The 23207-nt window shown below is 66.3% G+C and carries 22 protein-coding genes; 12 read left to right on the forward strand and 10 right to left on the reverse strand.

What is annotated here, in order from left to right:
• Positions 1 to 45: 45 nt before the first annotated feature.
• From ABD116_RS09940 to ABD116_RS09960, 5 genes are all read left to right on the forward strand, one after another.
• Positions 46 to 1125 carry a substrate-binding domain-containing protein gene (locus tag ABD116_RS09940; RefSeq protein WP_343967264.1) on the forward strand — a complete coding sequence of 360 codons (1080 nt, stop codon included), beginning with the start codon at positions 46 to 48 and terminating at the stop codon, positions 1123 to 1125.
• Positions 1126 to 1242: 117 nt separating this feature from the next.
• On the forward strand, positions 1243 to 2520 hold the full coding sequence (locus ABD116_RS09945) for an extracellular solute-binding protein (RefSeq protein ID WP_343967266.1): 1278 nt from the start codon (positions 1243 to 1245) through the stop codon (positions 2518 to 2520).
• Positions 2517 to 3461, forward strand: a complete 945-nt coding sequence (locus tag ABD116_RS09950) for a carbohydrate ABC transporter permease (RefSeq protein WP_343967268.1) — start codon at positions 2517 to 2519, stop codon at positions 3459 to 3461. Before ABD116_RS09945 ends, ABD116_RS09950 begins: the two co-directional genes overlap by 4 nt.
• Entirely contained in the window at positions 3454 to 4359 is a 906-nt protein-coding gene (locus ABD116_RS09955; RefSeq protein WP_343967270.1) for a carbohydrate ABC transporter permease, read from the forward strand. Before ABD116_RS09950 ends, ABD116_RS09955 begins: the two co-directional genes overlap by 8 nt.
• Before the next feature lie 333 nt (positions 4360 to 4692).
• Positions 4693 to 5427, forward strand: a complete 735-nt coding sequence (locus tag ABD116_RS09960) for an endonuclease/exonuclease/phosphatase family protein (RefSeq protein WP_343967272.1) — start codon at positions 4693 to 4695, stop codon at positions 5425 to 5427.
• 5 nt (positions 5428 to 5432) lie between these two features.
• On the opposite strand, the gene ABD116_RS09965 is transcribed toward ABD116_RS09960, so the two are convergent.
• Complete coding sequence (locus ABD116_RS09965) at positions 5433 to 5972, reverse strand: TetR/AcrR family transcriptional regulator (RefSeq protein ID WP_344844666.1); 540 nt, start codon at positions 5970 to 5972, stop codon at positions 5433 to 5435.
• Positions 5973 to 6180: 208 nt separating this feature from the next.
• Between ABD116_RS09965 and ABD116_RS09970 the strand changes: the two genes are divergently transcribed.
• The 5 genes from ABD116_RS09970 to ABD116_RS09990 all read left to right on the forward strand — a co-directional run bounded on the left by ABD116_RS09970 (position 6181) and on the right by ABD116_RS09990 (position 11506).
• Complete coding sequence (locus tag ABD116_RS09970; protein WP_343967687.1) at positions 6181 to 6987, forward strand: nitroreductase/quinone reductase family protein; 807 nt, start codon at positions 6181 to 6183, stop codon at positions 6985 to 6987.
• Positions 6988 to 7054: 67 nt separating this feature from the next.
• Positions 7055 to 7834, forward strand: coding sequence for an MBL fold metallo-hydrolase (locus ABD116_RS09975; protein WP_343967277.1), 780 nt, complete (start codon positions 7055 to 7057; stop codon positions 7832 to 7834).
• Positions 7835 to 7918: 84 nt separating this feature from the next.
• Complete coding sequence (locus ABD116_RS09980) at positions 7919 to 10147, forward strand: N,N-dimethylformamidase beta subunit family domain-containing protein (protein ID WP_343967280.1); 2229 nt, start codon at positions 7919 to 7921, stop codon at positions 10145 to 10147.
• Positions 10148 to 10184: 37 nt separating this feature from the next.
• Positions 10185 to 10880, forward strand: coding sequence for a phosphatase PAP2 family protein (locus ABD116_RS09985; protein WP_343967283.1), 696 nt, complete (start codon positions 10185 to 10187; stop codon positions 10878 to 10880).
• Positions 10817 to 11506 (forward strand): phosphatase PAP2 family protein, encoded by a 690-nt coding sequence (locus ABD116_RS09990; RefSeq protein WP_343967285.1) that lies wholly within the window; start codon positions 10817 to 10819, stop codon positions 11504 to 11506. Before ABD116_RS09985 ends, ABD116_RS09990 begins: the two co-directional genes overlap by 64 nt.
• Here ABD116_RS09990 and ABD116_RS09995 read toward each other — a convergent pair.
• From ABD116_RS09995 to ABD116_RS10025, 7 genes are all read right to left on the reverse strand, one after another.
• Positions 11477 to 12862: an ABC transporter substrate-binding protein gene (locus ABD116_RS09995; RefSeq protein WP_343967287.1), complete on the reverse strand. Its 1386-nt coding sequence runs from the start codon at positions 12860 to 12862 to the stop codon at positions 11477 to 11479. The two genes, ABD116_RS09990 and ABD116_RS09995, sit on opposite strands and share 30 nt — an antisense overlap.
• 7 nt (positions 12863 to 12869) lie before the next feature.
• Positions 12870 to 13817, reverse strand: coding sequence for a carbohydrate ABC transporter permease (locus ABD116_RS10000; protein WP_343967289.1), 948 nt, complete (start codon positions 13815 to 13817; stop codon positions 12870 to 12872).
• Between the two features lie 10 nt (positions 13818 to 13827).
• Positions 13828 to 14748 (reverse strand): carbohydrate ABC transporter permease, encoded by a 921-nt coding sequence (locus ABD116_RS10005; protein WP_343967291.1) that lies wholly within the window; start codon positions 14746 to 14748, stop codon positions 13828 to 13830.
• A gap of 90 nt (positions 14749 to 14838) precedes the next feature.
• Positions 14839 to 17043 carry an RNA polymerase recycling motor ATPase HelR gene (gene helR, locus ABD116_RS10010; protein WP_425552070.1) on the reverse strand — a complete coding sequence of 735 codons (2205 nt, stop codon included), beginning with the start codon at positions 17041 to 17043 and terminating at the stop codon, positions 14839 to 14841.
• Complete coding sequence (locus ABD116_RS10015; protein WP_343967295.1) at positions 17030 to 18226, reverse strand: glycosyltransferase; 1197 nt, start codon at positions 18224 to 18226, stop codon at positions 17030 to 17032. The genes helR and ABD116_RS10015 overlap by 14 nt, the downstream gene beginning before the upstream one ends.
• Before the next feature lie 124 nt (positions 18227 to 18350).
• Positions 18351 to 18989 (reverse strand): GPR1/FUN34/YaaH family transporter, encoded by a 639-nt coding sequence (locus tag ABD116_RS10020; RefSeq protein WP_343967297.1) that lies wholly within the window; start codon positions 18987 to 18989, stop codon positions 18351 to 18353.
• 88 nt (positions 18990 to 19077) lie between these two features.
• Entirely contained in the window at positions 19078 to 19449 is a 372-nt protein-coding gene (locus tag ABD116_RS10025; protein ID WP_343967299.1) for a nuclear transport factor 2 family protein, read from the reverse strand.
• Positions 19450 to 19553: 104 nt separating this feature from the next.
• On the opposite strand from ABD116_RS10025, the gene ABD116_RS10030 reads away from it, so the two are divergent.
• Both ABD116_RS10030 and ABD116_RS10035 read left to right on the forward strand, forming a co-directional pair.
• Positions 19554 to 20426, forward strand: coding sequence for a class I SAM-dependent methyltransferase (locus tag ABD116_RS10030; protein WP_343967301.1), 873 nt, complete (start codon positions 19554 to 19556; stop codon positions 20424 to 20426).
• A 75-nt stretch (positions 20427 to 20501) separates the two neighbouring features.
• On the forward strand, positions 20502 to 20927 hold the full coding sequence (locus ABD116_RS10035) for a hypothetical protein (protein WP_343967302.1): 426 nt from the start codon (positions 20502 to 20504) through the stop codon (positions 20925 to 20927).
• Here the strand turns inward: ABD116_RS10035 and ABD116_RS10040 are convergent.
• Entirely contained in the window at positions 20911 to 22398 is a 1488-nt protein-coding gene (locus ABD116_RS10040; RefSeq protein WP_343967303.1) for an MFS transporter, read from the reverse strand. The genes ABD116_RS10035 and ABD116_RS10040 overlap by 17 nt on opposite strands.
• 226 nt (positions 22399 to 22624) lie before the next feature.
• A complete protein-coding gene (locus tag ABD116_RS10045; RefSeq protein WP_343967305.1) occupies positions 22625 to 23071 on the reverse strand; it encodes a hypothetical protein in 447 nt (148 codons plus the stop codon).
• Positions 23072 to 23207: the final 136 nt, after the last annotated feature.

The following is a 23207-nucleotide window of genomic DNA, read 5'->3' on the forward strand; positions in this document are numbered from 1 at the left end:
TGATCACAAACAATCACATCCGGATCACCGTCCCCGGAGGACCGCATGCTCGCACCGGAACGCCACGAGCTGATCCTGCGCAGCCTGCGCCGACACGGCCGGCTGCGGGTGGCCGAACTGGCGGCCGAGCTGGGCGTTTCCGCGATCACAGTACGCCGGGACCTCGCCGAACTGGACACGGCCGGACTCCTGCGCCGGGTCCACGGCGGCGCCGTCGGCACCACGCCGGCCCCCGGCCGCAGCAGCCAGAGCGGCAATCAGCCCACCATCGGCATCATCGTCCCGAGCTCGACCTTCTACTACACTGACGTCATCCGCGGTGCCGAGGCGACGGCCGAGCGGTACGGGGCCCGCCTGGTGCTCGGCGTCTCCGGGTACGACGTCGCCGTCGAGCAGGAGCGCCTCGAGAAGGTGCTCGGCATCGGGGTCGCCGGGTTGCTCCTCAGTACTGCGCTCGGCGACGGCCGCGCCGCCGAGATCAGCCGGACGCTGGACGCGATCGACGTACCGGTCGTGCTGATGGAGCGTGCCTTCGGGTTCCCGGATGTCGGGCGCGAATACGACCACGTGCGCACGGATCACGCGTACGGCGCCATGCTCGCGCTGCGTCATCTCGTCTCGCTCGGCCATCGGCGGATCGGGATCAACCTGAACGCCAGCGTTACGGCGTACTGGTTGCGGCAGGGCATCACCCAGGCGGCCGAATCGCTCGGGGTGGAGCTGTTCATCTCGCCGGTCGCGCTGCCGGCTCGTGGTGAGGACCCGACCACGCTCGCCCAGCACGACAAGTTCCTGGCTGAATGCGAGGCGTTCGGTGCCCGGGCCGCGCTGGTTCACTCTGACGAACACGCCGCGCGACTGACCGAGCGAGCGATGGAACGCGGGCTGCGGATCCCGGACGACTTCGCGATCGTGGCGTACAACGACGAGACCGCCGCGCTGGCCGTCATCCCGCTGACCGCGGTCTGCCCGCCGAAGCTCAAGCTCGGTGAGGCCGCCTGCGAACTGCTCCTCCGCAAGCTCCGGACGCCCCCCGATCAGGCCCCGGCGACCCAGCATTTGAGCCTCCTGCCGGAACTCCGCGTCCGCGAGTCCTGTGGGGCGGCACTCGCTGATCGAATTTGATCATTCGAGCGCTGGGGTATTGACGGGAAAGCCCTTTCCCCATACTTTCGCTGCACTCGGTGGTCTGGTCGTCACGTAGCTGGCGCCGGTCCCGCCCGTCAGCGAAGGAGTTCCCCTGTGAGACGTGGTGCCCGGAGTGGATTGGTGGTGCTGGCCGCCGTGCTCGGCCTCGCCGCCAGCAGTTGTGGCAACGGGGTGATCGACAAGTCCACGGACGGTGTCCCGCCGGCCGAGGCGACCGGCACGTTGCGGGTGCTGATCCCGTCCTTCCCGCCCAGTACGAAGGGGCGAGAAGAGTTCGACAAGGTCGTCGCGGACTTCAACAAGGCCTATCCGAAGATGAAGGTCGAGCCGGACTTCGCGACGTACGGCAACCTGAACGAGAAGATGTCGACCTCGATCGCGGCCGGCATCCCGTACGACGTGATGGTCACCGGCGTCGGCTGGATCCAGCCGTTCGCGTCGAAGCGGATCTTCGCCGACCTGGCGCCGTACGGGGTCACGCCGGACGTGATCAAGGAGAAGAGCATCGGCGCGATGGTCCCGGCGGCGACGTACGACGGCAAGCTCTACGCCTACCCGGTGGTCGCCGACGCCCGCGCCGTCGCGTTGCGGATCAGCGCCTTCAAGGAGGCCGGCCTCGACCCGGACAAGCCGCCGACGAATCTCGAAGAGCTGAAGGCCGCCGCGGAGAAGCTGACCAAGCGCAACGACAAGGGCACCATCACCCGGTCCGGTTTCGACCTGGCCGCGCCGACCAGCTTCCGGCAGACCTACACCACCCTGCTCGCCTCCACCGGCACCAACCTGTACGTCGACGGCCAGCCGAACTACGACAACGACAAGGGCCTCGAGGTCCTCAACTGGCTGAAGTCGATGATCAACCACGTCCAGCCGTACGGGCAGCAGAACGCGGCCCAGCAACCCCTCGTGCTGTCTGGTGATGCCGCGATGGGGATCGTCGGCGGCGCGGTCGACTGTTCCGACAAGGGGATCGGCCAGAAGAACTGCGACGACCTCAAGTTCTTCCGTTTCGACAACGGCAAGGAGGTCGAGTTCGTCGGTGGCGACCTGGCCTCGATCGGCTCCCGCAGCCGGCACAAGGAAGCGGCCTGGTCGTTCATCCAGTCGCTCACCAAGCCGAGTTCGGTCGACGCGATCGCCAAGCTGAACCGCAAGATCCCGGCGTACAAGGACGCGGTCAACTCGCCCCAGGCGCAGTCGAACCCGCTGAGCAAGTTCGTCGCCGGCGGTCTGGAGCTCGCCATCTACGAGGGCGGCTCGGCCAACTGGCTGGAGATGCGGGCCAATTTCGACTCCCAGCTCACCCAGGCGGTCCTCGGACAGAAGGATCCCGCCAAGGTGCTGGCCAACCTGGCAGGACAGTCCCGATGAGCGCAACCCTCGAACGTGCCACCCCTGCGGTCAGTACGAAGCGTTCGGCCGCCCCGGCCAAGGACAGCCGCAAGCTGATCCGCAGTCAGGTCCGGGCCGGCTGGGTGCTGCTGGCGCCCGCCCTGCTGCACTCCGGAATCTTCATCGTGATCCCGGTGGTCGCCGCGATCACCTTGAGCTTCACCGACTACAGCTTCGGCGACTCCTGGTCCTGGGTGGGCTTCACCAACTACACCGACCTGTTCCGCGACCAGGACTTCCTGGCCGCGCTGAAGAACACGATCCTGTACGCCGTCGTCGTGATCCCGCTGTCGATGGCGATCTCGCTCGCGGTCGCGATGGGGCTGAACCAGAAGATCAAGGCGATCGGCTTCTTCCGGACCGCCTTCTACCTGCCGACCGTCACCGCGACGGTGGCGATCGCGACCATCTGGCTGTGGATCTACAACCCGGGCTCGGGTCTGGCGAACGGCTTCCTGAGCCTGTTCGGCTTCGCCCCCGGCCGCTGGCTGTCCGACCCGAACACGGCCCTGCCGTCGCTGATGGTGGTCGGCATCTGGCAGGGGCTCGGCACGAAGATCATCATCTATCTGGCCGCCCTGCAAGGCGTTTCGCGGGATCTGCTCGAGTCGGCCGCGCTGGACGGCGCGAACCGCTGGCAGAAGTTCGTCAACGTGACCTGGCCGGCGCTGGGGCCGGTGCAGTTCTTCGTCCTGGTCACCTCGATCGTCGGCACCTTCCAGGTCTTCGACCTGGTCTACGTGATGACCAAGGGCGGTCCCGGTACCGAGACGACGGTGCTGGTGCTGGATATCTATCAGAACGCGTTCCAGGCCCTGCGACTCGGTGCAGCGTCCGCCGAGACGGTCATCATGATGATCCTGATCGCGGCGTTCATCGGGCTCGGACGCCTGCTCCAGAAGGCGGATGTCAATGACTAGCGCAACGCTGACCGGTCCCATCGTCGGTACCAAGCCGCCGGGTCTGCGGCCCGGCCGGGTGCTGCTGTACGTCGCGCTGAGCATCGGCGCGCTGCTGATGATCACGCCGTTCCTGTGGATGGTGCTGACCGCCTTCAAGAGCGACCTGGAGATCGCCAAGTTCTCCTGGCTGCCGGGCGAGCTGCGCTGGCACAACTTCGTCGAGGCGATGCAGACCGCGCCGTTCCTGCGGTACTTCCGCAACAGCCTGTTCATCGCGGTCGGCGAGACGGCCTTCACCCTGGCGGTCTGTACGACGGCCGGCTACGCGCTGGCCAAGTTGCCGATCCGCGGCTCAAAGGCACTGCTCAGCTACTTCATCCTGCTGCTGCTCGTGCCGTTCCAGATCATCTTGGTACCGCTGTTCCTGATCGTGAAGTCGATCCCGCTGTTCGGCGGCAACAACATCATCGGCCAGGGCGGCATCGGCTGGCTCAACTCCTGGTGGGGACTCATCATCCCGCTCGGCGCCGCGCCGCTGTTCACCTTCCTGGCCAGGCAGTTCTACGTCTCTATCCCGAACGAGCTGGCCCAGGCGGCCCGGGTCGACGGGCTGGGCGAGTTCGGCATCTTCTGGCGGATCATGACGCCGCTGGTGAAGCCGGCCCTGATCACCATCTGCGTCTTCCAGATCGAGGCGGCCTGGAACGGCTTCCTCTGGCCGCTGATGATCACGACGTCGGATTCGATGCGGCCGCTGCAACTGGGGCTGGCGATCTTCGCCCAGAACCCGGCAGAGATCCAGTGGCCGTACCTGATGGCCGGCACGGCGCTCGCGACGCTGCCGATGATCGTGATGTTCGTCTTCGCCCAGAAGCGCTTCGTCGAAGGCATGGCCAACGTGGGAATCAAGGGCTAGAAAGCCGAAAAGGCCCCCTCCGCAGGTGCTCACCCCGCCCCGGGCGAGCACCTGCTGGGGCCCCCTCCAAACCACCGGCGATTCCGAAGAACCACCGGAGCGTCCACTTGCCCCCCTCAAGACCAGGACGTCTCAACCTTTTATCGTCACAACCTGAGGGCCGTTACACCTTTCTCCACAATTTCCCCGATCCCCCGCACTTTTTCCGTTCCGACCGCCTTTCGGCCGCAATTCCACTACGGCTGGAATCGGTCATATAACTCTCTGTGACGACAATCCGAAAATCTTCGTACTCCGGATTGGCCGGCGGCCGCGGCGGGCACCGGCCGATCGATGCGAGTCCTGACGATGAACGTCCAGCACGATCAGGGCGATCCGCGCCGGACCGCCCTGATCAACGCTGAACTCCGCCGCGCGTCCCCCGACATCGCGACCTTCCAAGAGGTCTGCCACCCCGGCACCCAACTCGCGGAACTGACGGCCGGTACCGGGCTGATCCACACCACTTCGCAACATGAGCTGATCGCGCCGGTCGGCGTCGGCCATGGCACGGTCGTCGCCACCCGGTGGCCGCATCGGGTCGTCGACGTCGAGGAGCATCGCGGCGATCCACACTGGTGGACGGTCGCGGTCGCGGTCGACGTACCGGACGGAGGCGAACAGCTCCTCATCGTGCCCACCACCCCGTGGCGACCCGAACACGAGCAAGCCCGCCTCCAGCAGGCGCACGACATCACCGCGCTGGATGCCAGGCACCACACGGCGTCGCCGACGGTCGTCGCCGGTGATTTCAACGCAGCGCCGGACTCGCCGACCATGAGCTATCTCCTCCGGTACTACGAGGACGCCTGGTCCGCGACGACCGATGCACCCGGGTACACCTGGACGGTCGACAACCCGGTCGCGGCGGCCGAAATCCTCCGGCTACTCGGAGAAACCGAGCACCGTCGCCGCATCGACTACATCCTCACCCTGGCACCGATCAGCGCAGCTCGTCTGATCGGCGCCACCCCCGTCGAAAACATCTGGCTCAGCGACCACTACGGAGTACTGGCCGACCTCCGTTGAACTCTTCAGGAGAGGTGGGTGTGCACGATGCCCGGGATCAACGCGGCCGGGTCCGCGTCCAGAAGAGCCAGGGCGTTGGTGATGGTGAGGGTTGCGAGGCCGTGGAGGTTGGTCCAGAGGGTGATGGTTCGGGTGGGGGCGTCGGCGGCGCCGGTTTGTTCGATCAGGGTGGTGATGGTGGCCAGCAGGGGGAGTGAGGTCTGACGGAGGTTGCCGCCCGCGCCTTCGAGCAGGTCGTGGCGGAAGATGAGTTGGAACATCGCCGGGCGGGTGCGGGCGAAGGCCAGGTAGCGGACGCCCAACTCGATCAGCTGCTCCTCGGCGGAGCCGGCCGCTGTCGGCGTACCGAGGTCTCTTGCCAGATCGGCGAGACCGGTGGCGGCGATGGCTGCCAGCAAGGCGTTGTGGGTTGGGAAGTAGCGGCGAGGTGCGCCGTGCGAGACGCCGGTCCGCCGAGTGATCGCCCGCAACGAGAGCTCGGCCAGCCCTTCGGTTTCGAGCAGCTCGACACCGGCCACGACGAGTCGGTCGCGCAATGAGTCCACGACAGACATTGTGACCCGCTTGCTGGTTAATCTCTTCCCTGTGACTGCCGGGTCGGCCTCGAGCCATACACGAGTAGGGCACCCGGCTGCTCTCTGAGCGGCGGCGGGGGCGTTCGCGGGCCCCCTTCATCTCTGCGTTTCTCCGGTCCTGAGATTTCACTTCAGCCAGAAAGCAGACAGAACCCTGTCCGACTTCACCCAGCAGCTCATCGAGGAGTTCCGCGCGAACGACGGCCGCGTCGGCGGCCAGTTCGAAGATGCGCGATTGTTGCTCCTGACAACGACCGGCGCCCGCACCGGTCTGCCGCGGACGGCGATCCTCGGGTACTACCCCGACACCACCGACCGCGTCCTGGTCGTCGGCTCGGCCGGCGGCGGCCCCAAGCACCCCGGCTGGTACCACAACCTGCTCGCCAACCCCGCGTGCACGGTCGAGACCGGCCTCTTCACCTACCCCGCCACAGCCCTCGTACTACGAGACGCCGAGCGCACCGAAACCTTCGCCCGACTGGCCGCGGCCGACCCCGGCTGGGCGAAGTACCAGGCGAACACCACCCGAACCATCCCGGTCGTGGCCCTCGTCAGCGCGACAACCGGCCCGCCTGGCGAACGTACCGGCTCGATCGCCGACCTACTCCTGAAGATCCACGAAGCCTTCCGCCGCGAACTCACCCTGATCCGCAAGGAAGTCCTGACCACCGGCGCCACCACAACCCTCGGCGCCCAACTCAGAATCAACTGCCTCAAACTCTGCCAGGGCCTCCACAACCACCACAGCGGCGAGTCCCAGGGCATCTTCCCCGCGGTCCTGGCCCAACACCCCGAAGCAGCCGAAACCATCAACCGCCTCCAAGCCGAACACGACACCATCGCCACCCTCCTCGACGACCTCCAATCCCTCCTCGCCACAGCCACCCCCGCTGCCATCGCCCCGGAACTGGACCGCCTGACCCAGGCCCTCCTCGACCACCTGGCCCACGAGGAAGCCCAGCTGCTTCCTTTGCTCGGCGGCTGACCCCGTCCTTCCGGCTGGCCGTCAGTGCTGTTGTGATGGCCCTGACGACCAGTCGGAGGAGGCGCGCATGCAGGTTGGTGGGATTCGGGTGGATGCGGTGAGTGACGGGACGTTCGTCGTGCATCCGAAGTACTTCGGAGAGGATGTCGGGCCGTCTGCGTTTTTTGGGCGGGATGGGTTCGCCTGGTTGCCGATCGGGTGTTTTCTGGTTCGGACCGGGGAGCGGACGATTCTGGTCGATGCGGGGCTGGGGCCGGATCAGGATGAGTTGGCGCAGGGGATGCGGCTGGTTGGCGGGCAGCTGTTCGTCGGGCTGGGGGCGTTGGGGGTGGCGGCCGGGGACATCACCGACGTCGTGGTGACGCATTTTCATACCGACCATGTGGGGTGGCTCTTCGATCTGGCGGCCGAGCCGGTTTTTCCGAACGCGATGATCTGGTACGGAGCGGCGGACTGGGACTACTTCGTCAACGGGCCGGGTGATATCCGGGCGCATATTCGGGACGGGTTCCTGGCGCATGCCGATCGGCAGCATCCACTGACGCATGACACGGCGGTCGCGGCGGGCGTCAGCGTCGTACTGACTCCGGGGCATACGCCGGGGCATCTGTGCCTGGAGGTTGCCTCGGGCAATGAGGCTTTGCTGCTTGTGGGGGACGCGATCACGTGTCCGATTCAGTTGGCCGAGCCGAGTTGGCATTCCTATGGTGACGTTGACGCCGCGGCCGCGCAGCGCAGTCGGGACCGGCTCTGGGAGCGGATGCGGAGTACGCCGGGGGTGGGTGCGCATTTCCCGGGGCTGGCCGCCGGCCGGGTGAGCTCCGGCATCGAGTGGGTCACAGGCTGAATCTCGGTCTGGTCCGGAACGGCCTTGTGTGCTTAACCTCGAAAGAAGGGGAGTGGGGTCCAGGGGGGAACCATGGTCCGGAGGGTGTTGTTTCTTGCTGTCGTTTTGTCGGTGATCAGTCCGGTACTGACCGCAACCGCTGCGGTGAGCGCCAATGTGACCGTCACCGCGTCCACAGGGTCGCCGACGACCCTGACCTATCGCGGAACGATCACCCGCGCGGGCGTACTGCGAGACGTCGTCATGGCGGTGCCTCCCGGATCGACTGGCAAGATCACCTCCGTGAACGGCACGGTGACGACGGCGTCGCCCGGTGTACTTCGCTGGCGTCCGGCCAAGCCGATCGCTGTCGCTGTCGGCGCCAGACTCGCCATCCCGCTGTACGGCCTACGCTTGCCGAGCGGCGGCCCCTGGAGCCTTGTTTTCAAGGCGACGGGGACAACCGGGGCAGTACTGTCGTCAGGCAGCGGCATATTGGGGCTGCAGGCAACCGTCCCGCCGGCGGCGGTGAAGATCATCGCCACCAATCCGATTCCAGGGCAGACGACGACGCTCACCTACGCCGGTACGGTGGGGCGGGCCGGCGTGCTGAGCTCGGTGCGGATGCAGTTGCCGGCCGGCGCATCGGGCGCCGTCACGAGTATCAACGGAACGCTGGCCACCTCCGGCGGATACGCCACCTGGAGGCCACGAGCACCGCTCTCGGTCAAGGCCGGCGCCCGCTTGTCGATCCCGGTCAACGGGCTCGTACTGTCCAAGTACGGCGGAATTCTCACGCTGGCGATGTCCGCGTCGACCTCGACGGGCACGGCGCTGATGTCCGGATCCACGACCCTCGCCCTGATCGCTCCACCGGCCGCGATGCCTGCCATACCGCCCGGATCGCTCCCGGGAGGCCGTGCGGGATGTCCGGCGAACTGGCCGGCCACAGCTACCGAAAACGCGAAGACCGGGACCGCCGACTGGGTGATCCCGCCCTCGATGAACGGTGCGCTCGCCGCGTACCTCACCCAGACGTCCGCGACCTGCGGCGACATCGTCGGCCTGAAGGTGACGTCGGGCGACCCGGTCAGCGTCGTCGCCTACCGGATGGGCTACTACCAAGGCTTGGGCGCTCGAGAGATCTGGCGACAAGATGGCGTGCCGACCGTGATCCAACCGGATCCGACCACGGGCGGCACGGACAACGGCCACGACTTGCGGATGACGTCGGCGGCGCACTGGTCGATGACTACGACCATTCCGATCGATGGCACATGGGTGCCCGGCACCTATCTCGTCAAGGTCAGCGGCGGCGGCGTCGCGTCGTACGCGCCGCTGACGATCCGCGACGACAGCGGGGCGAAGCACGATCTGCTCATCCAGCAGGCCACGGCGACCTGGCAGGCGTACAACAACTACGGCGGCGTGAGCTTCTACACCAGCCTGGCCACCGGCTCGGGCCGGCTGACCTTCGACCGCCCGTACGCCGAGGGGCAGGGCTCGGGCCAGTTCCTTCCGCTCGAGCAGGGGTTGGTGTTCTGGGCCGAGTCGAAGGGGCTCGACGTCACGTACTGGACCGACGAGGACCTGGATGCCTTCGGGGGGCAGGTAGCTGATCGGGCCAGGACCGTCTTCCTGCCTGGGCATGACGAGTACTACTCGTTGCGGATGCGGGCGGCTTTGAGTCAGGCGATTGCGGCTGGGGTCAATGTGGCCAACCTCGGCGCCAATACGGCGTACCGGCGGATCACCTATACCGACGACAGCAGGCGGGCCTGGGACATTGATCGCTATACAGCCGGCTATACCTCCAGCACCTGGCGGTACCTGGGTGATGGCTATGCGTCGCAGCCGTTGCTCGGTGCGGAGTACAACTGCGCGGTCGTCGGTAACACCCTGACGACCGGGGCCGGTTGGCTCTTCGACGGAGTCGCGCAAGGCACGGACCTGCCCGGATTCGTCGCGGGCGAGGTCGACTACGTCCAGCCGGGTCTCTACCAGCAGGCGGGACAGGCGATCGTGGCGTCCGCTACCGGAGCCTGCCGGACGAGCGGCCAGGCGACGCCGATGCACGTGACGACGTATACGGCGCCGTCCGGGGCTCGGGTCCTCAACGGCTCGACCTTCGCATATGGCTGCTTCCTGGTCGCGCGATGCCCGTCCAACTGGGCAGTCCCCGCGCCATCGGTGACCTCCCAGCAAGCGGTCGGCGCGATGGTCGCGAACATCGCCGAATGGGTGAGCCGCGGCGACCTCGTCGTACCGATCGACACCGCGAAGCTCCGCGCCGCAGTACCGAAGCAGGCCCTCGCAACGGCCAGTCAGCCATAGGGCGTTTCGGGTGCAGGTGCGCGGGCACTGGGGATTGATGACGACGGCTGGCGTGGTGGTGCGGACGCGGGGGTGGCGGCTGCTGCGTGGGGTCCTTGCGATGGCGGTGTTCGCGCTGCCGGTGCTGGTGCTCGGGTTCGCGGTGCGGCAGCAGTTCGATCCGTTGATCGATCTGGACAACTCGGCGATCGGGCGGGCGACCAGCTTCTCCGTGCGGCACGGGCTGGTGACGGCGTTGGAGGTCGTGCAGGCGATCAGCCAGCCGGTCTGCGTCTACGCCGTCTCGCTCGTCGTGGTGATCTGGGCGTGGCGGGCCAGGAAGTTGAAGGGCAGGGCGTTGTGGGCGGGCGTCACGATGATGGCCGGCTGGTCGATCGGGGCGCTGGCCAAGCTCGTCGTTCAGCGGGAGCGGCCGATCGTCGACGATTCGGTTCCGCATGCCCAGGGGTACTCGTTTCCCTCGGGTCACGTCCTCAACATCACCTTGGCGGCCAGCGTCCTGGTGTTCTTGTTGTGGCCGTTGCTGTCGGTGGCCGGCCGACGGATCGGGATGGCGGTGGCTGCCCTCGTGGTGGTCGCCGTCGGTCTGGACCGGATCTTCATCGGCGCCCATTTCCCGTCCGACGTGGTCGCGGGATTCATCCTCGGCGTAGGGATCGTGTACTCATCATGGATCGGTTTCATCGGCAAGACGGCAGCGACCTCCTCACCCGGGCCGTCGCACCCTGCGTAGGGCTGGGTGGCGTCATCGTCGGCTTCGGGTTCGCCTTGAAGGGCCCGCTCGACGGGTTGTCGCACTCCGAGGAGGCGGTCAACAAGGACCTCGCGAACCAACGCGACGGTACCTGGAACACGATCACGCTGATCTGGTCGCACATCGGCAATACGGAATCGGTCATCGGTGTCTGCATCATCGTCGCGGCCATCCTGTTGTGGCGGACCCGTGACTGGCGGTTCGCCGCAGTACCGGTGCTGGCGATCGCCATGCAGGGCCTGATCTTCCTGATCGCCTCCCAGGTCGTCGGCCGGCAACGCCCCGAGGTCGAGAAGCTCGACCCCTCACCCCCGACGGGCAGCTACCCCAGCGGCCATACCGGCGCCTCCACCGGCCTGTACCTGTCGTTCGCATTGCTGGCCCTGGCCATCCACCGCGCCTGGCTCCGAACCCTGACGATCATCGTCTGTCTGTGCATGCCCCTACTGGTCGCCTACGCCCGCCTCTACAGAGGCATGCACCACCCGACAGACATCGCCGCTGCCTTCCTCAACGGCATCGTGTGCGCCCTGATCGCCTACGCCTGGTACCGCCACCGCACCAGGTCGTTGGCCCTACGAAGCAACCTCAAAGAGTTTGTCTAGCTGGTTGTTGAGTTTGGTGAGGGATGAGACGGGTGAGCTGCCGATGTAGACGGCGTCCAGGCGGGGTGCCATCAAGGCGGTGATGTCGGCCGCGTTGGTGGTCACCGGGAAGAGGAACGTCGTTTTGTCCTTCACCTGCTGGGTGAACGGGGTGACGTCGAGTTTGCGTTCGGTCTTGTTGTAGTTGATGGCCAGGTCGGTGCCGGCCGGACGGGCCGGGAAGACGACGCCGGATTGGCCGATGATGTTCTGGCATTGCTCGCCGGACAGGAACTTCACCCACTTGGCCGCGTTCTCGGGCTGCTTCGACAAGGTGGTGACCGAGTCGGCCAGGCCGTTGAACATCGACGCCCGCTTGCCGCTCGGGCCGATCGGCGTCGGCGCCAGCCCGATGTCGAGTTTCTTGCCCTTGGCGTCGGTCAGCTTGGTGAAGGTGGAGATCATCCACGACCCGCTGAGCCCCATCGCGGCCGTCCCGGACTGGATCTGCTTGTCGGTGCCGACGGAGTTGGTACCACCGATCTCGGCGTAGCTGGGCATGTAGCCCTTGTTCACCAACCCGAAGTACCAGCTGAGCGTGTCCTGCAGCGACGGCTGGTCGAGGTTGAACTTCGTGCCCCACGGGTTCTTGTCCGTTGCCTGCCACCCGGCGCTGCCGGCGAAAGCGGACCACTGCGTCTGCCCCCAACCGCCACCGCCCGAGCCCTCGGCGGACAGCCCGTGCATCTTGACGTGCTCCTTGTCGAAGCCCGGCTCGTCACCGCGCTTGCCGTTCACGTCGACGGTCAGATGCGCGACCAGCTTCTCGAAACTACCGCCGTCGGTGGGGTTCCAGCTGAGGTTCTGCAGCTCCGACGGATCAACACCGGCCGCTTTCAGAACGGCCTTGTCGTAGAAGATGGCGATCGTGTCCCAGTCCTTCGGAGCGCCGTAGCGCTTACCGTCCTGGCCTTTCCACAACTCCGCCAGACCTTCCTGGTAGTCGCCGTCCTGGATATCGGCAGTCGGCGCCAGGTCGTCGAGCGGGCGAAGTACCTTCAAATCAACGAACTGCGCGAACTTCGACAGATGATCGGTGAACACGTCCGGCGCGGTGTCGGCGATGAAGCCCGCGGTCAGCTTCGACCAGTACGTGTCCCAGCCGTACTGCGAGATGTGGATCTTCAGGTCGGGATTCTCCTGATGAAAAGCATCGGCGCATTTCTGGTACCCCGGCTGCTGTGCCGAGTCCCACAGCCAGTACTCGATCGTGCCGTTCGTGCTCGAGCCCCCACCACCGCCGCACGCCGTCAGCGTGCTCGCGGTCAGGATGACGCCGACGGCAGCCGCCCGGATCCGTTGCCTGATAGTCGTCATGGCGTCCTCACTTGATCCCGCTGAAGCCGATGGAGTTGACGATGCGCTTGGCGAAGATCATGAACAGCAAGAGCATCGGAAGGGCGGCGACGAGCGTGGCCGCCATCAGCCCGGACCAGTCCGGCCCGGTCTGCGGGGTCTGCGACTTGAAGACGCCGAGCGCCACGGTCAGTACCCGGGACTTGTCGGTGTAGCTGACCAGCAGCGCCCAGAAGTACTCGTTCCAGGACGCGATGTAGGTCAGGATCGCCAGCGTCGTGATCGGCGCCACCGACATCGGCAGGATCAGCGTGAAGAACACCCTGGTCTTCGAGGCGCCGTCGATCAGCGCCGCCTCCTCCACCTCGCGCGAGATGCCGAGGAAGAACTGGCGCAGGAAGAACACCGCGAACGGCGTCATGAACATCGTCGGCAACGCGATCCCGAGCAGCGTGTCCACCAGGCCAAGCTGCTTGATCAGCACGAAGTTGGGCAGCAGCGTGAAGATCGACGGGATCATCAGGCCGGCCAGGAAGAACGCGAACACCCGCTCGCGGTACCTCCACTGCAACCGGGCGAACGCGTACGCCGCCATCGCGGAGAAGAACACCTGTCCCGCGGTGATCAGGGTGGAGACGACGACCGAGTTGAACAGGTACCGCCAGAAGTGGATCTCCTGGCCGGCGCCGCCCGCGTCGATCGCGGCCTGCCCGGTCTGCAGGCCGAAGACCCGCTCGAACCCACCGAGGGACGGCTGCACGGGCAGGGCGCTGTCGCCCCCGGCGTACAGGGCGTTGTTGCTGGACAGGGCCGTGCGCAGCATCCAGTAGAAGGGGAAGAGGCTGACCAGGATCACCAGGATCATGAACGTCCAGGCCAGGCCGCGGCCGATGCTGAACCGACGTGGCGGAGCTGGGGGCGGTACGTCGTCTGCCGGCAGAGCGACGGACGGGGTGCTGTCGAGAATGATGCTCATGCTCGCCTCCTCAGGCCAGGTCGGACGAGTCGGCCCGGGTCAACCGGTACTGGACGAAGGTGATCGCCATCAGGACGAGCAGCAGCGCGACCGACATGGCCGACGCGTAGCCGAACTGGAACCGGCCGAACGCGATGTCGTAGATGTAGAACTGCAGCACCCGCGACGAGTCGACGGGTCCACCGCGAGTCGTGACGGCGACCGTGTCGAAGACCTGGAAGGAGCCGATCACCGTGATGATCAGGACCAGCGACAGGATCGGCCGCAGCAGCGGCACGGTGAGGTGGCGGAACATCCGGACCTCACTCGCGCCGTCGATCTTGCCGGCCTCGTAGACCGTGTTCGGGATGGTCTGCAGCCCGGCGAAGATCAGCAGCGCGGTGTAGCCGAGGTGCCGCCAGACGTTGATCAGCGCGATCGTCGGGATCACCCAGGTGTCGGAGGACAGGAACGGGATCTGGTCGATCCCGATCGCGCCGAGCAGCTTGTTCCCGATGCCGAGCTGGTAGTCGAGGATCCAGAGGAAGACCATCGCGGCGACCACGTTCGAGACCAGGTACGGCGTCAGGACGATGCCGCGCAGCCAGGTCTTCTGGGTCAGCCGCTGCATCATCACGGCGATCACCAGCGCCAGCACGGTCTGGATGCCGATGTTGAGGACCACGTAGTACAAGGTCACCTTCAACGCGTTCCAGAACACCGGGTCCTGGACCATCCGGACGTAGTTGTCCAGGCCGTTGAACTCCGCCGGCGTGAGCAGGTTGAACTTGGTGAAGCTCAGATAGATCCCACGCAGGGTCGGCCAGACCATGAAGACCAAGAAGCCGATCAGGGCGGGCAGGATGAAGAGCAGGGCGAGGCGCGTGTCGTCACGCGCCCCGCCCCGGGTACGACGAGCGGGTGCCGCCGTGGGCGGCGTCGTACTGGCCATGTTGTCTCCTTCGCCGGTACTACGGCACGCGCCGGCGACAGAGAGCGACCACCTGAAACATGCCTGGAGGGGATTACTTCCAGGCTGAAACTAATCCATTTCATCGAGTGTGACAAGGGGCACACTGAGGATCACCAGCTGTTGTGTCGCCCGGGTCATCGCCACGTACCGATCGACGGCACCCTCGATGCCCTCACCGAACGACTCCGGATCGATCAGTACGACGAGATCGAACTCGAGCCCCTTGGACAACTCAGGCGTCAGCGACCGTACCCGTGGAGAAGCCGGCCGGTACGCCGGATCGCCGATCACACACGCGATCCCCTCCTGATGGTCGGCGAGCCAGCCGTCGACGAGCTGCTCCAACTCGGCTGCGTCCCCGTACTTCACCGGCACCCCGCTGCTGCGGATCGACGTCGGCACGTTGGCGTCCGGCAGCGCCTTGCGGATGACCGGCTCGGCCTCCGTCATCACCTCCTCCGGCGTCCGATAGTTGATGCTCAGGGACGCCAGGTTGATCCGATCCAGTCCGACCCGCTCGAGCCGCTCCTCCCACGACTCCGTGAAGCCATGCCTGGCCTGCGCGCGATCGCCGACGATGGTGAAGCTGCGCGACGGGCAGCGGAGCAGCAGCATCTGCCATTCGGCATCGGTCAGCTCCTGCGCCTCGTCGACGACGATGTGCGCGAACGGGCCCTTGAGGAAGTCCGGGTCCGCGGTGGGCAGACCGCCGGTGTCGACGAGCGCCTCCTGGATGTCTTGGCCGCGCAGCATCGGGATCCAGCCTTCGTTGTCGTCGTCGGCCTCGATGATGTGGTCGATGACGTCCTTCATCCGCTCGCGTTCGACCGCGGCGGCGGCCTTCTGCCGACGCTTCCGTCTGGAGGCCTCGGGGTCGCCGAGTCGCTGCCGGGCTGCGTCCAGGAGAGGTAGATCCGATGCCGTCCAGGCCTGGGGATCCTTGCGCTGCAGGAGTTTGACCTCCTCGGGGCTGAGCCAGGGCGCGCACATGCGGAGGTACGCGGGGACGGACCAGAGGTCGCCGACTAGGTCGGTCGGCTCGATCAGCGGCCAGGCCTTGCCGAACTCGTCGATCAGATCCTCGTTCTGCTCGAGGGATCTGCGGATCGTCTCGGTTGAGAGGTCTTCGTCTTCGTACTCTTCGACGTGCTTGTCCACCAGGATCGTGAGCAACTCGTCCCAGACCTGGTCGCGCGCCTCGTTGTGCGGCGTACCGGGGTCGGCCGATCCGAACGCCTCGGCCCAGTCGGCGGAGGTGAGCGGGATGTCGGTCCAGTGCGTCTCGACCGTCATCCGCTTGGTGGGTGCCTCTTCGTACAGCCGGACGGCCGGTTCGATCGCCTTGACCATGTCGGCGGTCGCCTTGAGCCGGGCGATCTTTGGGTCCTGCTCGTCGGGTGCCGCTGGCCCCTCGGGGAGGAGGTCGCGCAGGGTGCAGGTCTGCACGCCTTCCTCGCCGAGGCTGGGGAGTACGTCCGAGACATAGGCCAGGTAGGGCTGGTGGGGGCCGACGAACAGTACGCCGCCGTGACTGTGGTCGAGGCGCGGATCGGAGTACAGGAGGTACGCCGTACGGTGCAGTGCGACGACCGTCTTGCCGGTACCGGGGCCGCCGTCGACGACCAGCGCGCCGCGGGAGCCGGCGCGGATGATCGCGTCCTGGTCGGACTGGATGGTGCCGAGGACGTCCCGCATCCGGGCCGAGCGGTTGCTGCCGAGGCTGGCGATGAACGCGGACTGATCGTCGAGTGCGGCTTTATGGCCTTCGAAGCCTTCGGCGGTGAAGACTTCGTCCCAGTAGTCGGTGATGCGGCCGCGGGTCCAGCGGTAGCGGCGGCGGTCGGACAGGCCCATCGGGTTGGCGTGGGTCGCGCCGAAGAACGGCTCGGCGGCGGGGGATCGCCAGTCGATGAGCAGGCGGCGGCCGTCGCGGTCGGTGAGGCCCAGGCGGCCGACGTACACGACCTCGTCGTCGGTGGTGACCATGTGGCCGAGGGTCAGGTCCAGGCCGAAGCGTTTGAGGGTGCGGAGCCGTGCTGTCAGGCGGTGGACCTCGAGGTCGCGGTCGAGCGCCTCCTGGCCCTCGCCGCCGGGGGCCTTGCGGGTCTCGTCGAGGCGCTCGGAGAGTTCGGTGATCGTCTGCTGGAGGCTGTCGGCGATCGCGGCGAAATGCTCCTCGTCCTTGCCGATCAGGGCGGGGTCGGCCTTGGCTGCGAGGTTGGCGGGGAGGTCGAAAGCGCTGGTTTTCAAGGGGTTCACGTCAGCGGCTCCCATCGTGCAGCAGCAGCTCCGCGGCCACTGCTGTTCCGTCGGTGCGGATCTTGGCTGCTATCGCTTGGGCTTCTGGCTTCTTCAGTAGTGCGGCTTTGAGGGCGGTGGAGAGGGATTCGGTGGTCAGGGCCGCGCCGTCGTGGGCTGTCCCGATGCCCAGGTCGGCGACACGGCCGGCCCAGTACGGCTGGTCGGCCAGCTGGGGGACGATGACTTGCGGCGTACCGGCTCTGGTCGCGGTCATCGTCGTACCGGCGCCGCCGTGGTGCACGACGGCGGCCGTCTGCGGGAACAGTGCTTGCTGGTTGACCTCGTCGACGACGAAGCAGTCGTCCTGGTCATCGATGAGGTCGAGCTCTGCCCAGCCGCGCTTCAGGATCACGCGGCGGCCTTGCGCGCGTACCGCCTCGATGGCCGCCTCAGCGGCGTTTTCCGAGGAGTGCATGGGCATGCTGCCGAAGCCGACGAACACCGGCGGCTCTCCGTTGTAGAGGAACTCCTTGAGGTCGTTGGACAGTGGGCGCTCGTCCGGCAGGATCCAGGCGCCTGTTTGGACGATTGGCTGGGGTCCTTGCCACGGATCGAGCGTCGGGTCGGTCGCCAGCCAGGGCCGGTCGCCGACGACGTACCCGCGAACATCGTCGACCCGCGGCAGCCCGTACTTGATCCGGCTGCTGTTGAGCGCCTCGCCGAACAGTGCATTGTTGCTCTCGGCATCCAGCTCCCACAGCGTCTGGTTGCCCGTCACGTCTTTGGGGAGAGGCCGTCCGGGCAGCGCCAACGGCCGCCGCTGACTGGATGGCAACGTGAGCTGCTGAAAGGTCACCGAGAGGGCCCGGATGTTCAGCAACTCCGCCACCGACAACGCACCGGCCGCCGCCGGCAACATGCCCGTGGCAACTACTACGTCGCACCCGCGCGCCGCGTCGGTGAGCACCTCGAACTCGGCCGCGACGATCTCCGCCGCCCGCTCTGGAATGGATGAAGTCGCCGGCTTCGACTTGGTCAGCCCCTGCGCCGACCGCCAGATCGGCACCAAGGGGAGACCGAAGCCGGCCAGGAACTCCTCGAAATCCGGCGGCGCCGCGACCCGCACCTCCGCACCTCTGGCCTGCAACTCCAGCGCCAGCGCGACCATCGGCTCGACGTCCCCGCGCGACCCGTACGTCGACAACAAAACCCGCATCCACACTCCCCAAATCGGCTACAGGGAGTGAGTGTGAAGCATCACCGGGGCCTTGCGGCAAGTCCCCCCATGCGTTATAACTTAGACACGGCAGGGAGATCCTTTCTCCTTGCCTTTCGTTTTCTCAGCCGCGAACGACTGGATTTCCGAGCGGCAGAGCCTTGCCGCCGGTCGACTGCGAGGCGGCGTTGAAGAACAGATAGACGCCTACCGCGGCGAAGACGAAGACCACCACGCCGCCGACCTTCAGCGTGCCGGCGGATTGCTGCAGGGTGCCGATCAGGACCAGTACCAAGGCGATCTCGATCAACGCGAAGAGCAGCGTGTAGACGACCGGCAGCCGCAATGTCGCCAGTGTCAGCATCCCGATCACGACGAGCCACGAGATGACGAACAACCCCTGTGTGTGAAGGGCATCGCCGGCCGCAATCGCGAACCAGTTGTGCGTCAACCCCAGCACGAGCGTCGCGTAGCTCAACCAGAACCCGGCGAAGATCCCGAACACCCCAGCCACCGCGCTCTGCCCGACAGCCGCCGCCCAGATGGCCGCGATCGTCAGCCCGAGGGCCGTCGCCGCGACGATGATCGGCAGCGACGCCCCCACCCCCGCCGCGGAGACATACCCGACCAGGACGAGCCCGAGCGCGACCGACCCCACGATGAAGCTCGGCAGCCCGATCAGCGCCGGATCCCCGGTCACCGCTGGAACCTCAACCTCGGCAGCATGCTGAGCACTTTGAATGTCGGCGTCGATAGTCGTCATGGCCAGCTCCTTAGGGCGAGAATCCCGATACAGCGAGCGTAGGTAGCCGTCCGATCACCGTATGTCTCGTTTTGAGACACCCCTTGTCTCAGGCGGCCACCGGGCATTTATGGCTGAGCACGCAGCTCCAGCCGCCGTCGGTCCGTACGAAGACCTCGCTGATCCACTCGTCCGCCGCATAGGCGACGCCCTCCCAGGCGCCGGTACTCCGCTTACGCGCTGTGACGACCGCCGAGTCGCCATGCCCGGCGACCCGCGGCTCCCCGACGATCTCCATCGTGTGGTGAGCCAGTTGCCCGCCGGCGATCCAACCGACGATGGCGGCCTTCCCGGTCGGGCCCGTCGGACCGACGTACACCCACTCGTCCGCCATGAACGCGGCTACTGCCTCCGCGTCGTTACGGACGAGCGCGGCATCCCAAGCCGCGGAAACAGCAAGAACCTCGGTCTCGGCACTCATGCCGTTCACCCTAAGCAGAAGCCGAGCCATCGGGATGGGGCCCTTGAACGCGATACGGTCCTGGTCTTGCGCAATACGGCGCGATCCGAGGCGGGGACTGATCAATGACCGATGCATCTGTCGTCTGCATCCTGTGCGGTGCCGGCGGGCCTTTCCGCCCGCGGGGCGCGAAGGACGGGTACGGCATCGAGGAGTGCCCGGCGTGCGGGTTGGTGCAATTGGTGCCGACGCCCACGCCGGAGACGCTGCGGGCGCTTTATGAGGAGGAGTCGTACTTCGGCGGCGAGGGTTCGGGCTATTCGCAGTACGAGAGCCAAGAAGCCGAGTATCTGGCTACCTTCCGTGAGGACGTCCGCCGGATCGCCGAATTCGTGCCGACCGGCCGCATCCTCGAGGTCGGCTGCGGCTACGGCTACTTCCTGAAGGCGGCTCTCGACGCCGGCTACGACGCGTACGGGGTCGATCTGTCACCCTCGGCCGTGAAGTTCGCCGACGAGCGCTACCCCGGCCGCGTGTACTGCGGCTTGGTCGAAGAGATCCCCGAGATCCAGGCCGAGAAGTACGACGTCATCTTCGCCTCCCACCTGATCGAACACGTCACCGACCCAGCTGCCTTCCTCCGTACTGCTGGGGGACTGCTCAACCCCGGCGGCCTGATCGTGATGGTCACCCCCAACATCGGCAGCCTCCTGTCCCGCGTCTCCGGCTCCCGCTGGGTCTCCTTCAAGATCCCCGAACACGTCAGCTACTACGACCACAAGACGATCACCGAACTACTCCACCGAACCGACTTCCAGGTGACCGCGATCGACAGCGCCTACCAGTACTACGCCCTCCCGTTCGTCACCTCCCGCGTCCGCGAGCTCCTTCACCCGGCCTCCCGCCTGATCCCGCCCTTCGAGCGCACCCGCCTCTTCCGCGACCGCCGCATCCGCGTCACCAGCGGCTCCATGCGAGTGATCGCCGCTCTGAAGTAGCCGACCCGGTCGTTGGGGTATAACACTGTCCGGCGCTTACCGCGCCGACCAGAATCGACCAGGGCGACGGGACAGATGCCGACTCACGAATGGACCATGGCCGGCGACGACTACGGCTCCCCCCAGCGCCCCAGGCGGAAGACCGGCCTGATCATCACCCTGGCCGTACTCGCCGTCCTGATAGTCGCCGCCGCCCTCTACGATCGGGCCGGCCCGGCAGGCACCAGTGCCCCGTCGGTAGGCGGCAAGAGCTACCAAACCAGCGTCAACTGCCAGGTCAACACCGTCGGCTCCCAAGGCACCGTAACCATCACCGGCACCATCACGGGCGACGCCTCCAGCTACTCAGTCACCGTCGAGGTCCTGGACGCAGCCACCCAGGCCCAAATAGGCACCCAAACCTTCGAAGTCCAAGGCACCACCACCTTCACCGGCACCACCCCCGCCCTACTCCCCATCGGCCCCGCCGGCATCGACTGCAAAATCACCCAGGTCGTCTAAGGCTGACCAGCAGGACGCCTGCTCCAACCAGCGCGATGACGGCGATCCAGCCCGCACCAACGTGCATGGCATGGACAAACGCGTCATCAGCAGCCCGAGCAAGAGCGGGCTGGTGGATAGCAGCGGCGAGGTGACGGGCCTGTTCGGCGGATACGCGCGCCTGGTCCTGTACCGGACCAGGTAGCCCGTCGAGCGAAGACTCGATCGCCCTCTGGTAGACGATCGACATGACCGTCCCGCCCACCGCGATCCCGATCACACTGCCGGTCTGCCGCACCGTGTTGGTGACCGCCGACCCGGCACCCGCCTGCTCCAGTGGCAGATCGCTGATCAGCGCGGCCGTAACAGGCCCGATCACCATCCCGATCGAGAGCCCCTGCACCAGCAACAGCACCTCGATCCAGACCAGCGGAGTCTGCAGCCCAACAAACCCGTACCCGCCCATGGTCAGCGCAGCCACGGCCAACGCCGGCACGCTGACCGGCCGCAGCGAAAACCGACGAACCATCCGCGCCCCAGCCGGCGCCCCCACAAGCGCCCCGACCGCCGTCGGGACGTTTGCCAACCCCGCCTCCAACGGCGAGAACCCAAGCGCGCCCTGCAGATAGAACGCGTTGTAAAAGGTGATGGCAGCCACCCCGAAGAGCAGCAGCCCGAGCGCCACGTTGCCACCCCCGAACGCACGCTGCGTCAGCAACCGCGGATCAAAACCAGGCACCTTCACCCGGAGCTCTGTGACCACGAATCCCGCCAGCAGAACCAGCCCGACGACGATCGGTCCCCACACGTCAGCGCGACTCCACGCCGCCACCTGCCCCGCCCGAACCAACCCATAGACCAGCGCCACCAGCCCCGCGATCGACAGCACCATCCCTGCCGGGTCCAGCGGCCGCTGCGTGGCACTCCGGAAATTCGGAACCAGCACCCCGACCCCAACCAACGCCACCACCGCAACCGGCACATTGACCAAAAACACCGACCCCCACCAGAACCGCCCCAGCAAAAACCCCGCCAACACCGGCCCAGCAGCCATCCCCACCCCTGCCGACGTCGAGAAAACACTGATCGCCGCAGCCCGCGCCGCCCCCGTGAACGTCCACATGAGAATCGCCAACATCGCAGGCGTAATCAGCGCACTCCCCATCCCCATCACAGCCCTCGCCGCAATCAGCTGCCCCGCGCCGCCCGCATAAGCCGCCCACAGCGACCCGCCGGCAAAAACGACCAACCCACACCCGAATACCGTCCGATGCCCAACCCGATCCCCCACCGCCCCAGCGCTGAACATCAACCCCGCAAAGGCCAACGTGTAAGCCCCCGTAGCCCACTGCAACTGCCCAGGCCCGGCCCCCAGCCCCCGCCCCGGATCCGCCAGCGTCTCCAACGCCGTACTCAGAACAGTGTTATCCACCCAAATCATCAACGAACAAACCATGAGCACCCCAAGAACCAACCGCCGCCGAACCGCCATCGAACCCCTCGTCAATCGACCAGCGAACCCCTGACCGACCGGACCATAAACAACCCCAAAAGCCACTGTCAAACTTTAAAACTTTCCCCGGAAACCGTTGCGACAAAGCAAATTCCATGCCCTCCACGGGATTTGCCAAACACGTAATCCCATGCCCTCTGCCGCCCGCCGAACACAGAAAAGAGCCGGACGCGATGCGTCCGGCTCTTCTCTGCTACAGGCCTGATCAGTGGTCGTTGTAGAAGCACTTCTTGGTATCGAGAGCGATGACCACGATGTTGGCGCCGTTGCGATCGACGATCCCCGCGTACATGCACACCCGCGCGCCCTCTTTGAGGTCCAGATTGCACACCCCCGCGTGCCCCTTGCCGTACGGGTTGTAGCAAGCGCCGGTCCGGCCGTAGTCAGTCTCGAAGTACGCCACCGCCGAGGAGCTGTCCTGATACATGTCCACGACGAAGAAGTTGTCCCCGTACTTCTGGAAGCACACGTAGGCCTGGAAGTTCCCAGTACACAGGTCATCCTGAATGATGCTGACCTCGGTAGCCCGAAACATCGGCGGATTGTTGACCGTCGCGGCAGACGCCACCCCCGGACTCACCATCACCAACACGACCGCGACAAAGACCGCAGCAGCCGCGCTAACCAGCCGCCGGACGAACTGTAAATTCATGATCCCAATCCTCACTATGAGCGGGCCAGCAGCTTCCCACCCCACCCCCACCCTGACCAGACGTGAAGCCGGCCGACAACGCGCGACCATCCACACCCAGCAACCGCCGCGCCAAGCCCACACGTGCGACTGCGCG

Source organism: Kribbella koreensis (genome assembly GCF_039525325.1).
In the GTDB taxonomy this organism is placed as follows: domain Bacteria; phylum Actinomycetota; class Actinomycetes; order Propionibacteriales; family Kribbellaceae; genus Kribbella; species Kribbella koreensis.

What these genes read in the sequence shown, in the direction of transcription:
- ABD116_RS10025 (WP_343967299.1), bottom strand. Translation starts at nt 19,449, where the DNA reads ATGAGTGCCGAGACCGAGGTTCTTGCTGTTTCCGCGGCTTGGGATGCC.
- ABD116_RS10000 (WP_343967289.1), bottom strand. Translation starts at nt 13,817, where the DNA reads ATGAGCATCATTCTCGACAGCACCCCGTCCGTCGCTCTGCCGGCAGAC.
- ABD116_RS09985 (WP_343967283.1), top strand. Translation starts at nt 10,185, where the DNA reads ATGACGACGGCTGGCGTGGTGGTGCGGACGCGGGGGTGGCGGCTGCTG.
- helR (WP_425552070.1), bottom strand. Translation starts at nt 17,043, where the DNA reads ATGGGAGCCGCTGACGTGAACCCCTTGAAAACCAGCGCTTTCGACCTC.
- ABD116_RS09960 (WP_343967272.1), top strand. Translation starts at nt 4,693, where the DNA reads ATGCGAGTCCTGACGATGAACGTCCAGCACGATCAGGGCGATCCGCGC.
- ABD116_RS09955 (WP_343967270.1), top strand. Translation starts at nt 3,454, where the DNA reads ATGACTAGCGCAACGCTGACCGGTCCCATCGTCGGTACCAAGCCGCCG.
- ABD116_RS09995 (WP_343967287.1), bottom strand. Translation starts at nt 12,862, where the DNA reads ATGACGACTATCAGGCAACGGATCCGGGCGGCTGCCGTCGGCGTCATC.
- ABD116_RS10005 (WP_343967291.1), bottom strand. Translation starts at nt 14,748, where the DNA reads ATGGCCAGTACGACGCCGCCCACGGCGGCACCCGCTCGTCGTACCCGG.
- ABD116_RS10020 (WP_343967297.1), bottom strand. Translation starts at nt 18,989, where the DNA reads ATGACGACTATCGACGCCGACATTCAAAGTGCTCAGCATGCTGCCGAG.
- ABD116_RS09990 (WP_343967285.1), top strand. Translation starts at nt 10,817, where the DNA reads ATGGATCGGTTTCATCGGCAAGACGGCAGCGACCTCCTCACCCGGGCC.
- ABD116_RS10035 (WP_343967302.1), top strand. Translation starts at nt 20,502, where the DNA reads ATGCCGACTCACGAATGGACCATGGCCGGCGACGACTACGGCTCCCCC.
- ABD116_RS10045 (WP_343967305.1), bottom strand. Translation starts at nt 23,071, where the DNA reads ATGAATTTACAGTTCGTCCGGCGGCTGGTTAGCGCGGCTGCTGCGGTC.
- ABD116_RS10015 (WP_343967295.1), bottom strand. Translation starts at nt 18,226, where the DNA reads ATGCGGGTTTTGTTGTCGACGTACGGGTCGCGCGGGGACGTCGAGCCG.
- ABD116_RS09940 (WP_343967264.1), top strand. Translation starts at nt 46, where the DNA reads ATGCTCGCACCGGAACGCCACGAGCTGATCCTGCGCAGCCTGCGCCGA.
- ABD116_RS10030 (WP_343967301.1), top strand. Translation starts at nt 19,554, where the DNA reads ATGACCGATGCATCTGTCGTCTGCATCCTGTGCGGTGCCGGCGGGCCT.
- ABD116_RS09975 (WP_343967277.1), top strand. Translation starts at nt 7,055, where the DNA reads ATGCAGGTTGGTGGGATTCGGGTGGATGCGGTGAGTGACGGGACGTTC.
- ABD116_RS09950 (WP_343967268.1), top strand. Translation starts at nt 2,517, where the DNA reads ATGAGCGCAACCCTCGAACGTGCCACCCCTGCGGTCAGTACGAAGCGT.
- ABD116_RS10040 (WP_343967303.1), bottom strand. Translation starts at nt 22,398, where the DNA reads ATGGCGGTTCGGCGGCGGTTGGTTCTTGGGGTGCTCATGGTTTGTTCG.